The sequence below is a fragment of the Lachnoclostridium sp. An76 genome, assembly GCF_002161355.1.
Taxonomy (GTDB): domain Bacteria; phylum Bacillota; class Clostridia; order Lachnospirales; family Lachnospiraceae; genus Mediterraneibacter; species Mediterraneibacter caccavium.
This window is the reverse complement of record NZ_NFHL01000017.1, coordinates 1-13085: the sequence shown is the minus strand read 5'-3', so window position 1 is coordinate 13085 and position 13085 is coordinate 1. Positions and strand designations below refer to the sequence as shown.

Here is a 13085-nt window from a genome sequence, read left to right as displayed (position 1 = left end):
CCCAGGGCGTCGATGACCTCTGTCACCTGCCCTTTCAGGTCCCGGAGGTACCGGGTCACCTGGCAGGTCCGGTTCCTTCCGCTGCGGCGCTCCGCTTCCTTCCATTCTTCGTCGATCCCGGCCGCGTCTGTGGGGGAAGTCCCCGCTTCCCGGCTCTCCAGGCTCCCCTCTTCCCCGTACTGGCGGATCTCCACCAGCCGGTCGCACACATCGTAGCTATACTCCGTCTCGTTTCCGAGGGCGTCGATGACTTTTGCAGCCAGCGCCTGTACCTCCACAAATTTTTTATAGTCAATGTCACCTTATCAATCTTCTTCTCCCCACCGTCTGCGATATCTGCTCATATCACTTCAATTTACTCTTACAAATCAAAAACAGGCATTTTCTCACCTCTTACGTGATATTGTCAATATTAGTTGACACATTTTTCTCAAGGATATCACTATCTATGCCGCCAATTCCAAAGTCTCATAATACTGCCTGCGTTTTATCATAGGTGGAAGCCCGCCATTGGCAGAGCAGATCCTTCGGTTATTCCAGTAGCTGAGGAAGTATCTCCAAATGAGTACCTTTAATTCCTCTACAGTCATCTGCTTTGTGTCATAGCGGTCGTAGAGAAGTTCCGTCTTCATTCTGGCCCACATACTCTCACAGCGTGCATTATCATGGCAGCGTCCTCCGGCACTGTTCATGCTTTGATGGATGTGGTGCTCCCGGATGGTCTGTCGGTAGGACTCACTGGTATACTGTGTTCCACGGTCACTGTGGATGACAGCGCCTTCCAGTGCGGGATAAGCAGTCAGGGCATTTTCCAATGTTTGGATACACAGATCTGCTTTCATATTTGTTCCCATTGCCAGACCGAGGACGCTAAGATCAAAGCAGTCAAAAATCGCAGATACATATAGTTTCCCATTGGACGCTGGAATCTCTGTGATATCTGTAATGCATTTTTCTAATGGGGCATCTGAATGAAAATCCCGCTTCAGCAGATCATCCGATTTCATGGCTTCCCGGTCTGCCTTTGTGAGCCCATTCGGCTTTCTCTTTGGCCGATGGCTCAGGCCGATCTGATCCATAACCCGGTATACGGTCCTCTCACTGGGGATATATACTCCCTCCGGCTGCTTCAGCAACAGCGCCTGATACATCCGGATCCGTCCATAAGTATCGTTACATTCATCCTCGCTGATGATTTCTTTCATGGCATCCGCCAGATCCTGGTACTTCCAGGGACGGTCTTTGTTCACGAGATATTTATAGAAGCCTTGCCGGCTGATACCAAGCATTCGGCAATAAAATGAAATTTTCCCGGTAATCCTGCCGTCCTCTGTTTTCAAAGCCAGAAATATCATTCTCTGGTTTTTGCTGACTTCCGACGGCTGGCGGCGAAAAAAGCGCTGGCTTCCTCCAGAAATTCGTTTTCTTCCTTCAGGCGACGGATTTCTTTATCCTGCTCCTTAACCCGCTTACGCAGCATGGTAATCTCTTCTGACAGGCTCATTGCGCTGGCAGGGGTATGGGAACCTTCCCCGATATCTAACTTACCGGCTCTTACGGCTTTCAGCCATGTATGGATGGTTCCTTCAGGGATTCCTAATTCTTTAGCAGCTTTAGCGCCGCCGATTTCTTTGGCAAGTTTTACTGCCTGTACCTTGTATTCATGGTCATATTTACGTGCCACTTTGAATACCTCCTTATTCTCTTGGTTTTATTATGAAATCCTTGAGAATAAGCTGTCAACTTTTTTTATACCACACCATATCTTCAAATTTAAAAGTTCTCTTTCTTCCAAAGGTTGAGCGCCATGTAATCTCATCTCCGTTTACTTCCAGTTTCCACATGATCATATTTACTGTCCCAACTACACCTACTAAAAAAAAGAATCCAAACACACACACAACAAATGCATCTTCTTGCATTTTAATTGCCATAACCAGACAAAAAACACAAAATATTGTACCTACAACAAATATAATTGCAAGTACTGTCTCGGTTTTTATAACATAATGGCTATTTATAATTCCCTTTTTTTGTTCCTCTTCCCTCTCTTTGTCCTTTTTATCTCGAACTCTCACAATATATCCAAGAACAACAAAAACAGCGAAATACGGTCCTATTTGTACTACTATGTTCAAAATGATATGTATCAGCTCACTCATCCTGACTTTACCTCTTATGCTTCACATGGTTCAACATTATCTATCATTTGCATAGTTCCTAGTTCTAATGCTAATACCTTTTCCTTTAATTTCTTTGCAAAATTCCCCTCAATTTCTTTTACAGACTCTACACCTTTATCTTTTAGCCATTTTTCCGCTAATTGATCCTGTAGCTTTTTAAGGTTCTTAACCTTTCCAAACGCACGTTGATAACTTTTACCTTTCATTCTTTTCTTTCCATAGCCTGACAAATGTAATCTTGCCTTATGGACATCATCGTTTGTTTTTCTTAGTTGTTCCTGGACTGTAGGCCCTTTCCCTTTCAGCTTATATCTTCCATAACCATAAGTTGCCGCATCAATTGCCCCATCTAACGCTGCCGAAGCCCAATTAATTTCATTCAATGATATATCCTGCGCGTACACCTGTGTCGCAACATTAGTAGCCGCTCCTGTAACCCCGGTCGCAATCACACCGCCAATTATTCCAATTCCACTTCCTGCAATTCCACCTTTTATAGCCCCTCCTATCATACTTATTCCAATCTCCTTCACATTTATTTTTCTTTCAAAAATTATTTGTGTTGTAAGTGATAATAATCCTGATGTAACACTTCCAATAAACGCTCCTGCAATTATTGTTGGGAATTTTCCATCATAATCTACATATTGTAGAGAATTATTCCAACAATAACTATACCGATTGAGTGTTTCCGGATACTCGCCAAATCCTCCGATCAAGTCCTGCCCCACAAATCTACCGTCTTCTGTCATGTATTCCCTCGCCTGAACAAAATACGTCCCAGCCACCTTATCTCTCTGATACCCCGTATACCCAAACGGCTGCATCTCCCCCTGGTTTCCATACAAGTCCTCTCCAAATGCTCCGTAGCCGTAACTTTCCCTTACTGCTCCCGTCTCATCCTCGATTCGGATCGGGCTTCCCAGCTCATCCTGCAGGTAATAGCTCTGTCTTCCATTCTCTTCATAGGATGCCACGTTCCCATCCCAAAAGTACGTCTGCCTTTTCTCTCCCTCGGTTTTCTCCAGCAGGTTGTGGTACTCCCTTGTCAGGTCAATGGTATAGCGGATCTGGTTCCAGTTCCCGATCTCCGTCCCCGCTTTGATTCCGTTCCGGGGATCCAGTCCTTCTAACTGCTCTTTGGACAGTATCCCTTCCAGCTTCCCTACCCGGTGTCCCAGCCCGTTGTACTGGTACTTCGCTGCCTTCCCGGCTCCGTTCACAGCTTCCTCCAGCCGGTTCAGCGCCCCGTACACATACTGCTGTGCCATCTGTCCGTTCTCCGTGATACGGGTCAGGTTTCCACGCTTGTCATACTGATATGCCTTCCGGATGGCCGTCTCCGCGCTTCCCTCTTCCCGGATCTCTGTGATCAGCTGGTTCAGGGCATTGTGGCGGTAAGTTGTCCGCCCTGCACGGTCCTCTTTCAGGACGCGGTTCCCGAAAGCGTCATACCCATACCGGGTCTGGAGTTTCCCGTCTTTTTGGATCTGGGAAAGCCGTCCCAAAGCGTCATATCCGTACGCATAGGCTCCGCTCTCTGTCTCCAGTCCCCTTCTCTCCTTCGTGATCCCGGTCTTATTCCCTGTCAGGTCATACAGATACGTATACCGGTCTGACACTCCTTCCCTGTCCCGGTGCACCAGTTCTGTCAGCTGGCCCTTGCTGTCGTAGGTATAAGCGCTCTCTGTCCCGTTGGGGAACTTCTTCTGCGCCAGCCTTCCAAAGGCGTCATAAGCGTAGGTGATGACCCGGTCCCCTTCCTTCATCTCAGAAAGCCTTACCTGTTCATCGTATCCGTAGGATACAGTCCTTCCGTCCGGATAGGTGATGCCCGTCCGCTCCCCGCTCTTTCCATAGGTATAGGATACCTCCCTGCCGTCCGGGTACTGTACGGCTGTCGCCCGCCCCAGGGCGTCCGGCGTGATCTTCGTCTCTCCCAGCCAGTCCTGCACTTCTGTCAGCTGGCGCAGCGGGTTGTAGGACAGCTTCACTTCCCGCCCGTCCGCGTACTGGATCCGGGACAGGTCCCCCTGCTTTGTGTAGGCATACTTTGTCAGGAAGCCCTCCTTATCCAGCTTCGACAGGAGCTGTCCCTTTCTGTCATAGGCATACTGCTCCCTCTGTCCCAGGGCGTCGATGACCTCTGTCACCTGCCCTTTCAGGTCCCGGAGGTACCGGGTCACCTGGCAGGTCCGGTTCCTTCCGCTGCGGCGCTCCGCTTCCATCCACTCTTCGTCGATCCCGGCCGCGTCTGTGGGGGAAGTCCCCGCTTCCCGGCTCTCCAGGCTCCCCTCCTCCCCGTACTGGCGGATCTCCACCAGCCGGTCGCACACATCGTAGCTATATTCCGTCTCGTTTCCGAGGGCGTCGATGACTTTTGTGAGCTGCCCGGAAAGGGAATACTCATACCGGGTCGTGTTCCCCAATCCGTCCGTCATGGAGGTCACGTTCCCAAGGGCGTCGTAAGTGTACCTCTTGCTCTCCCCGCCGCTCCCCCGGATCTCTGTGATCCGGTCCATGCAGTCGTAGGTGTAGGAAAGCACGAACCCGGTGGGAAGGGTATGGCTCTCCAGGTTCCCATTCCCGTCATAGGTGAAGGATTCCCCTGTCCCGTCCGGGTGGCGGATCTCCTTTAACTGCCCGCCCGGCAGATAGACGTACCGGGTAGTCCTTCCCGCCTCATCCGTCACGCTCTCCACCTCTCCCAGGGGCGTGTAGGCATAGCTCCGGCTCTCCCCCAGGGGGCCCGGTCTCCCGGGTCAGGTTCCCGTTCCCGTTGTACTCCATCTGAACCACGTTCCCAATATCCGGATACGTTTAATCTTCAGCCTGTTCTTCCTCTGCATCCATCTCTTCCTCTGTATACGGCTCCATGCCTTCCGGATATATGACTTCCTTCCCCTCTTTTTCCATCCTCTCCATAAAATTGGAAAAATTTTCACCCATACCATCTACAAAAAATGCTTTCCTGGCTCTGCCTTCCACATACACCTTCATTCCGCCTCTTTTCATCTTTCCATATGTGATTTTGGAGAATTTCCAGTGTCTTCTGTAAACAAAGGCTTTTACTACTGTAATGTCATCATCGTTTACAATTACATCCCAAACACCTTTTATCGGTGCGATCATTAGCAAAGCACTTGGCAGCACTATAACAATGTTAAATATAATCATAATGAGTAAAGGCATAGTTTCTCCCTCTATTTCACCATATATTAATACACCAATAACGAGTGCCATGCCAATCGCTCCCAATGCCGCAAAATCAATCGGCGCTCTTACAACAAATTTATCTAACGAATCTGTCTTTTTTGAAGTTCTCTTAGTTATCAGATCTAACACTCCAGCTACAATAAATGCCACAATAATCGCTCGTAAAAAAGCCATATCTATTCCTCCTACTATTCTATACACATCACAGCTGCAACTTCCTCATTGGTGAGGTTTTTTAAAATCTGTGTTAATGCCTGCTGGGTATACTGCTGCATCTTCCGGTTCTCTTCCGCCCACTCTTCTCCCTTATCATAGAGTGAATTCAGGATGTTTTTAAGTTCTTTCTTCAGATCCATTCCCGGCGTTAAGCTTCCATTCATATCTGCCACTTTATCAATCAATTCCATTCCTGTCATCCCTACAAAACCATCCACATAGGTTTTAAATTTGGGCTTGACCGCTTTACCCGTTTTTTCCCAAATCCCTCTCAGGCGTTTGATCTCACTTTTATAGTCCGCATTATGAGTAAATATTTTATTTCCAAGCTTAGTCCCTTTGGCAAAATCCGTTACCTGTTTAACCTTAGAAGTATTCTTTAAAAACTTTCCGGCTTTTGAAAATGCAACATCAGCAACTGCCCCAACTGCAACATCCTGAACAATATTTTGAATTGAATCTCCATCTATAGCCCCTTTTGTTATTGTCTCCGCTGCGCCTCCTGCCACTGACCCAAGAGTTACATTTCCTGTTGCAGCTGTGACTCCTCCTGTAACAGCACCGCCTATAACTGATGAGATAACCGAGCTCCAAGTTATTTTTTCTCCCTTTAGTAAACTGGTTCCTACATTAATTACTGTATTTGCTACGGCACCAACGACCGCACCTGCAACGATATGCCAGAACAGACCATTAGGATCATAAAAGTAAAACGGCATATTCCCACAGTATATGTACTCATTAATTGTGAGCGGATAAGAAGCCTGCCCTTTTATGATATCTCTCCCTGCAAATCTCCCCACATCCGCCTGATACTCCCTCGCCTGAGCATAGTAATTCCCAGCCACCTTATCTCTCTGATACCCCGTATACCCAAACGGCTGCATCTCCCCCTGGTTCCCATACAGGTCTTCACCAAATACCCCGTATCCATAGGATTCCCGTATCGTCCCACTCTCGTCTGCAATCCTCAACGGGCTTCCCAGCTCATCCTGCAGGTAATACCTCTGTCTTCCATTCTCTTCGTAGGATGCCACATTCCCATCCCAAAAGTACGTCTGCCTTTTCTCTCCTTCGGTTTTCTCCAACAGGTTATGGTACTCCCTTGTCAGATCGATCGTGTAATGGATCTGGGTCAGGTTCCCGATCTCCCGGTCGATCCGGCTCTGCGGATCCAGCTTCCCGGTCTGGTCTGCCGGCAGCCTTCCTTCCGCCTTCCCTACCCGGTGTCCCAGCCCGTTATACTGGTACTTCGCTGCCTTCCCGGCCCCGTTCACTGCTTCCTCCAGCCGGTTCAGCGCCCCGTACACATACTGCTGTGTCATCTGCCCGTTCTCCGTGATACGGGTCAGGTTTCCACGCTTATCATACTGATACGCCTTCCGAAGGACCATCTCCGCGCTTCCCTCTTCCCGGATCTCTGTGATCAGCTGGTTCAGGGCATTATGACAGTAGGTTGTCCGCCCTGCACGGTCCTCTTTCAGGACGCGGTTCCCGAAAGCGTCATACCCATACCGGGTCTGGAGTTTCCCGTCTTTTTGGATCTGGGAAAGCCGTCCCAAAGCGTCATATCCGTATGCATAGGCTCCGCTCTCTGCCTCCAGGCCTCTTCTCTCCTTCGTGATCCCGGTCTTGTTCCCTGTCAGGTCATACAGATACGTATACCGGTCTGAAACTCCTTCCCTGTCCCTGTGCACCAGCTCCGTCAGCTGGCCTTTGCTGTCATAGGTATACGCGCTCTCTGTCCCGTTGGGGAACTTCTTCTCCGACAGCCTTCCAAAGGCGTCATAACCGTAGGTGATGACCCGGTCCCCTTCCCTCATCTCAGAAAGCCTTACCTGTTCATCATATCCATAGGATACGGTCCTGCCGTCCGGGTAGGTGATGCTTCTCCGCTCCCCGCTCTTTCCATAGGTATAGGATACTTCCCTGCCGTCCGGGTACTGTACGGCTTTCGCCCGTCCCCAGGCGTCCGGCGTGATCTTCGTCTCTCCCAGCCAGTCCTGCACAAGGATCAGCTGGCGCAGCGGGTTGTAGGACAGCTTCACTTCCCGCCCGTCCGCGTACTGGATCCGGGACAGGTCCCCCTGCTTTGTGTAGGCATACTTTGTCAGGAAGCCCTCCTTGTCCAGCTTGGACAGGAGCTGTCCTTTCCCGTCATAGGCATACTGCTCCCTCTGTCCCAGGGCGTCGATGACCTCTGTCACCTGCCCTTTCAGGTCCCGGAGGTACCGGGTCACCTGGCAGGTCCGGTTCCTTCCGCTGCGGCGCTCCGCTTCCTTCCATTCTTCGTCGATCCCGGCCGCGTCTGTGGGGGAAGTCCCCGCTTCCCGGCTCTCCAGGCTCCCCTCTTCCCCGTACTGGCGGATCTCCACCAGCCGGTCGCACACATCATAGCTATACTCCGTCTCGTTTCCGAGGGCGTCGATGACTTTTGTGAGCTGTCCGGAAAGGGAATACTCATACCGGATCCTATTCCCCAATCCGTCCGTCATGGAGGTCACGTTCCCGTCATAGGTGAAGGATTCCCCTGTCCCGTCCGGGTGGCGGATCTCCTTTAAGTGCCCACCCGGCAGATAGACGTACCGGGTGGTCCTTCCCGCCTCATCCGTCACGCTCTCCACCTCTCCCAGGGGCGTGTAGGCATAGCTCCGGCTCTCCCCCAGGGGGCCCGGTCTCCCGGGTCAGGTTCCCGTTCCCGTTGTACTCCATCTGAACCACGTTCCCAATATCCGGATACGTTTAATCTTCAGCCTGTTCTTCCTCTGCATCCATCTCTTCCTCTGTATACGGCTCCATGCCTTCCGGATATATGACTTCCTTCCCCTCTTTTTCCATCCTCTCCATAAAATTGGAAAAATTTTCACCCATACCATCTACAAAAAATGCTTTCCTGGCTCTGCCTTCCACATACACCTTCATTCCGCCTCTTTTCATCTTTCCATATGTGATTTTGGAGAATTTCCAGTGTCTTCTGTAAACAAAGGCTTTTACTACTGTAATATCATCATCGTCTACAATCACATCCCATACACCTTTTATCGGTGCAATCATTAATAAAGCGCATGGAACTACTACAATTGTGTTAAATATAATCATAGCTACTATTGGAAAAGTCCTATTCTCTACTGCAGACAATATTAACGCTCCAATGACAAACACCATGCCAATCGCTCCCAATGCCGCAAAATCAATCGGCGCTCTTACAACAAATTTATCTAACGAATCTGTCTTTTTTGAAGTTCTCTTAGTTATCAGATCTAACACTCCAGCTACAATAAATGCCACAATAATCGCTCGTAAAAAAGCCATATCTATTCCTCCTACTATTCTATACACATCACAGCTGCAACTTCCTCATTGGTGAGATTTTTTAAAATCTGTTTTAATGCCTGCTGGGTATACTGCTGCATCTTCCGATTCTCTTCCGCCGGCTCTTCTCCTTTATCATAAAGTGAATTCAGGATATTTTTAAGTTCTTTCTTCAGATCCATTCCCGGCGTTAAGCTTCCATTCATTTCTGCCACTTTATCAATCAATTCCGTCCCTGTCACCCCTACAAAACCATCCACATAGGTTTTAAATTGGGGCTTGACCGCTTTGCCAGTTTTTTTCCAAATCCCTCTCAGACGTTTGATCTCACTTTCATAGTTCGCATTGTGGGTGAATATTTTATTCCCAATCTTAGTACCTTTGGCATAATCCGTTACCTGTTTGATCTTAGAAGTATTCTTCAAAAACTTTCCAGCCTTTGCAAAAGCAAGGTCAGCAGCTGTACCCGCAATGATATGACAGAACAAACCATTAGGATCATAAAAGTAAAATGGCATATTCCCGCAGTATATGTACTCATTGATTGTGAGTGGATAGGAAGCCTGTCCTTTTATGATATCTCTTCTCTGAACTCTCCCACTCTCCGCCTGATACTCCCTCGCCTGAGCATAATAGGTTCCTGCTATATTGTCTCTCTGATACCCCGCTTTCCCTTCTAATCATAAACCATAGGTCTTTTCGTTTCCATACCGTTTCTCTACAAGCAACTGGTTCAGTGCATCATCTCAGTAAATTTTCCGTATTTTACTTGTTCAGATAAAAATTACGTTTAAATTATATGCACTATATTATCTCTTTCGGTTCATAATATTTACTCGTTAAGCAAGGTTGCTGATACATTTCATCAAAATAGTATTCTATATTCATCGATACCGAACATTCAAAATATATTTCCATAATAGAAATAATGTTACCCTCTTTTATAAATCTCCACATTGGATAACGGGATACCGAAAAACAATACTGACAAAGTATACTTTCCTGTGTATTACTTTCTATAATATTTACATAAGCAGCATCTTGATCCTCAAATAGTTTTAAAATTTGTGTCAAGTAATTTTTATGAATTGAAAAGAAACATTCTGCATCCCCTGCTTCATGTATTTGAAACTTCATATTTAGGGCAAAGTCATATTTATTTATTATTTCTACAATTTTTTTTTCTGTTATTGCGTACACATATATTGTTTCTGAACCAATTAAATCATGACATAGTAAATTAATCTTCTTTTCACTAATATAATAAATTGAGAATCCTATTGTTCCTATTTTTCTTTTTTTGTTTCTAAATATTTTATATCTATTTTTCTTCAACTTTTATTCACATCCCTCGATACCATTTTCTATTCCCGGAATAATACTAGTGATCACTGTCCCTATCGGAAAATGCTCAAACCAATTGGCAACAGGTCTTGAAAACATTCTCGCTATATTATCAATAGTTTGTTTTGAGAAAATATGCATATGTAACAATGGAGCTAGTCCTTTCTTTCCCTTTCCTATTGTTCCTGAAATTACATCTATGTGAAAATTTCCTATTTTTAAAAGTGTTCCCCCATTATTTCCAGTTCGATTCATCGTGGTTAATTTATCTGGAGATAAAATTTTAACCTTATTTTGGATCAGAGGGATCCCCTCTTTTGATAAAATTTCGTGTTTAGCAAGTTCTTTAAATCCTGCACTTATTGTCTGGGTTCCGCCGGCCATAATACCGCCCCACATTACCCCATCAGCCAGTCCATCCCATGCCGATTTTGCAACTTCTTTCCATGATCCCGGCTCATTCAATTCTCCCCTCACAGCTAATTTTGCCGTTGTTATGCCACCGCTAAGCGCTGCTGATGTTACGCCTGATATTGCAATGGCTTTTCCTGCAGCAACAATAGCCGGAAGTGCTGCTCCGCCAGTTGCAACCGTTATTCCTACTCCTATGGCTGCTACGCCAATACCTACTCCTATTTTAATTAAATTGTTCTTATTTTCCTTTGCCCACTCCCAGGCCTTCCCTACTGTTTTTTTTATACCATTTGTAATATCACTTAACGATGGCCATTCACCATCTGTATCTATGAAAATCATTGGCGAGTTAAAACAATAACCATATCGGTTCATACTAAACGGGCTTTTTACAAATCCCGCAATTATATCTCTCCCTGCAAATCTCCCCTCATCTGCCTGATACTCCCTGGCCTGTGCATAGTAAGTCCCAGCCACCTTATCTCTCTGATACCCCGTATACCCAAACGGCTGCATCTCCCCCTGGTTCCCATACAGGTCCTCTCCAAACGCTCCGTACCCATAGCTCTCTTTTATCTCGCCCAGCTCGTCCTCAATCCTGAGCGGGCTTCCCAGCTCATCCTGCAGGTAATACCTCTGTCTTCCATTCTCTTCGTAGGATGCCACATTCCCATCCCAAAAGTACGTCTGCCTTTTCTCTCCCTCGGTTTTCTCCAGCAGGTTGTGGTACTCCCTTGTCAGGTCAATGGTATAGCGGATCTGGTTCCAGTTCCCGATCTCCGTCTCCGCTTTGATTCCGTTCCGGGGATCCAGTCCTTCCAGCTTCCCTTTGGACAGTGTCCCTTCCAGCTTCCCTACCCGGTGTCCCAGTCCGTTATACTGGTACTTCGCTGCCTTCCCGGCTCCGTTCACGGCTTCCTCCAGCCGGTTCAGCGCCCCGTACACATACTGCTGTGCCATCTGCCCGTTCTCCGTGATGCGGGTCAGGTTTCCTCTCTTATCATACTGATATATCTTCTGGAGGGCCGTCTCTGCGCTTCCCTCTTCCCGGAGTTCTGTGATCAGCTGGTTCAGGGCATTATGACAGTAGGTTGTCCGCCCTGCACGGTCCTCTTTCAGGACGCGGTTCCCGAAGGCGTCATACCCATACCGGGTCTGCATCTGCCCGTCCTTCTGGATCCCGGTCAGCCGTCCCAAAGCGTCATATCCGTATGCATAGGCCCCGCTCTCTGACTCCAGCCCTCTTCTCTCCTTCGTGATCCCGGTCTTATTCCCTGCCAGGTCATACAGATACGTATACCGGTCTGACACCCCTTCCCTGTCCCGGTGCACCAGCTCCGTCAGCTGGCCTTTGCTGTCATAGGCATAGGTCGTCCCGGTTCCGTTGGGGAACTTCTTCTGCGCCAGTCTTCCAAAGGCGTCATAACCGTAGGTGATGACCCGGTCCCCTTCCCTCATCTCAGAAAGCCTTATCTGTTCATCGTATCCGTAGGATACGGTCCTTCCGTCCGGGTAGGTGATGCCTGTCCGCTCCCCGCTCTTTCCATAGGTATAGGATACTTCCCTGCCGTCCGGGTACTGTACGGCTTTCGCCCGTCCCAGGGCGTCCGGCGTGATCTTCGTCTCCCCCAGCCAGTCCTGCACAAGGATCAGCTGGCGCAGCGGGTTGTAGGACAGCTTCACTTCCCGCCCGTCCGCGTACTGGATCCGGGACAGGTCCCCCTGCTTTGTGTAGGCATACTTTGTCAGGAAGCCCTCCTTGTCCAGCTTCGACAGGAGCTGTCCTTTCCCGTCATAGGCATACTGCTCCCTCTGTCCCAGGGCGTCGATGACCTCCGTCACCTGCCCTTTCAGGTCCCGGAGGTACCGGGTCACCTGGCAGGTCCGGTTCCTTCCGCTGCGGCGCTCCGCTTCCATCCACTCTTCGTCGATCCCTGCCGCGTCTGTGGGGGAAGTCCCCGCTTCCCGGCTCTCCAGGCTCCCCTCCTCCCCGTACTGGCGGATCTCCACCAGCCGGTCGCACACATCGTAGCTATACTCCGTCTCATTCCCGAGAGCGTCTATGACTTTTGTGAGCTGCCCGGAAAGGGAATACTCATACCGGGTCCTGTTCCCCAGTCCGTCCGTCATGGACGTCACGTTCCCCAGGGCGTCGTAAGTGTACCTCCTGCTCTCCCCGCCGCTCCCCCGGATCTCTGTGATCCGGTCCATGCAGTCGTAGGTGCAGGAAAGGACGAACCCGGTGGGAAGGGTGTGGCTTTTCAGGTTCCCGTTCCCGTCATAGGTGAAGGATTCCCCTGTCCCGTCGGGGTGGCGGATCTCTTTTAACTGCCCGCCCGGCAGATAGACGTACCGGGTGGTCCTTCCCGCCTCATCCGTCACGCTCTCCACCTCTCCCAG

At 48.8% G+C, this 13085-nt stretch carries 10 protein-coding genes and 1 pseudogene; all 11 read right to left on the bottom strand.

The window, feature by feature from the left end:
• Nucleotides 1–278: hypothetical protein (locus B5G27_RS15655; RefSeq protein ID WP_143449756.1), on the bottom strand; the 278-nt coding region annotated here is incomplete at its 3' end.
• A gap of 168 nt (nt 279–446) precedes the next feature.
• Nucleotides 447–1355 carry an IS3 family transposase gene (locus tag B5G27_RS15650; protein ID WP_087179775.1) on the bottom strand — a complete coding sequence of 303 codons (909 nt, stop codon included), beginning with the start codon at nt 1353–1355 and terminating at the stop codon, nt 447–449.
• Nucleotides 1352–1684: a transposase gene (locus B5G27_RS15645; RefSeq protein WP_087179774.1), complete on the bottom strand. Its 333-nt coding sequence runs from the start codon at nt 1682–1684 to the stop codon at nt 1352–1354. The genes B5G27_RS15650 and B5G27_RS15645 overlap by 4 nt, the downstream gene beginning before the upstream one ends.
• 55 nt (nt 1685–1739) lie before the next feature.
• Nucleotides 1740–2162 (bottom strand): DUF6560 family protein, encoded by a 423-nt coding sequence (locus B5G27_RS15640; protein WP_087179773.1) that lies wholly within the window; start codon nt 2160–2162, stop codon nt 1740–1742.
• Between the two features lie 14 nt (nt 2163–2176).
• A complete protein-coding gene (locus tag B5G27_RS15635) occupies nt 2177–4885 on the bottom strand; it encodes an RHS repeat-associated core domain-containing protein (protein WP_087179772.1) in 2709 nt (902 codons plus the stop codon).
• A gap of 118 nt (nt 4886–5003) precedes the next feature.
• Nucleotides 5004–5573, bottom strand: coding sequence for a DUF6560 family protein (locus B5G27_RS15630; protein WP_087179771.1), 570 nt, complete (start codon nt 5571–5573; stop codon nt 5004–5006).
• A gap of 14 nt (nt 5574–5587) precedes the next feature.
• Nucleotides 5588–8239: an RHS repeat-associated core domain-containing protein gene (locus B5G27_RS15625; RefSeq protein WP_143449755.1), complete on the bottom strand. Its 2652-nt coding sequence runs from the start codon at nt 8237–8239 to the stop codon at nt 5588–5590.
• 118 nt (nt 8240–8357) lie between these two features.
• Nucleotides 8358–8927, bottom strand: a complete 570-nt coding sequence (locus tag B5G27_RS15620) for a DUF6560 family protein (protein WP_087179769.1) — start codon at nt 8925–8927, stop codon at nt 8358–8360.
• 14 nt (nt 8928–8941) lie between these two features.
• Nucleotides 8942–9583, bottom strand: a pseudogene (locus B5G27_RS15615) (hypothetical protein); the annotation flags it as partial.
• Between the two features lie 148 nt (nt 9584–9731).
• Entirely contained in the window at nt 9732–10262 is a 531-nt protein-coding gene (locus B5G27_RS15610; RefSeq protein ID WP_087179767.1) for a hypothetical protein, read from the bottom strand.
• Nucleotides 10263–10265: 3 nt separating this feature from the next.
• Nucleotides 10266–13085 (bottom strand): RHS repeat-associated core domain-containing protein (locus tag B5G27_RS15605; protein ID WP_143449753.1); only part of this gene is annotated, 2820 nt, incomplete at its 5' end.

Bases quoted from the DNA above. Each gene is read 5' to 3' on its own strand.
- B5G27_RS15620 (WP_087179769.1), bottom strand. From the start codon at position 8,927: ATGGCTTTTTTACGAGCGATTATTGTGGCATTTATTGTAGCTGGAGTG.
- B5G27_RS15650 (WP_087179775.1), bottom strand. From the start codon at position 1,355: ATGATATTTCTGGCTTTGAAAACAGAGGACGGCAGGATTACCGGGAAA.
- B5G27_RS15630 (WP_087179771.1), bottom strand. From the start codon at position 5,573: ATGGCTTTTTTACGAGCGATTATTGTGGCATTTATTGTAGCTGGAGTG.
- B5G27_RS15640 (WP_087179773.1), bottom strand. From the start codon at position 2,162: ATGAGTGAGCTGATACATATCATTTTGAACATAGTAGTACAAATAGGA.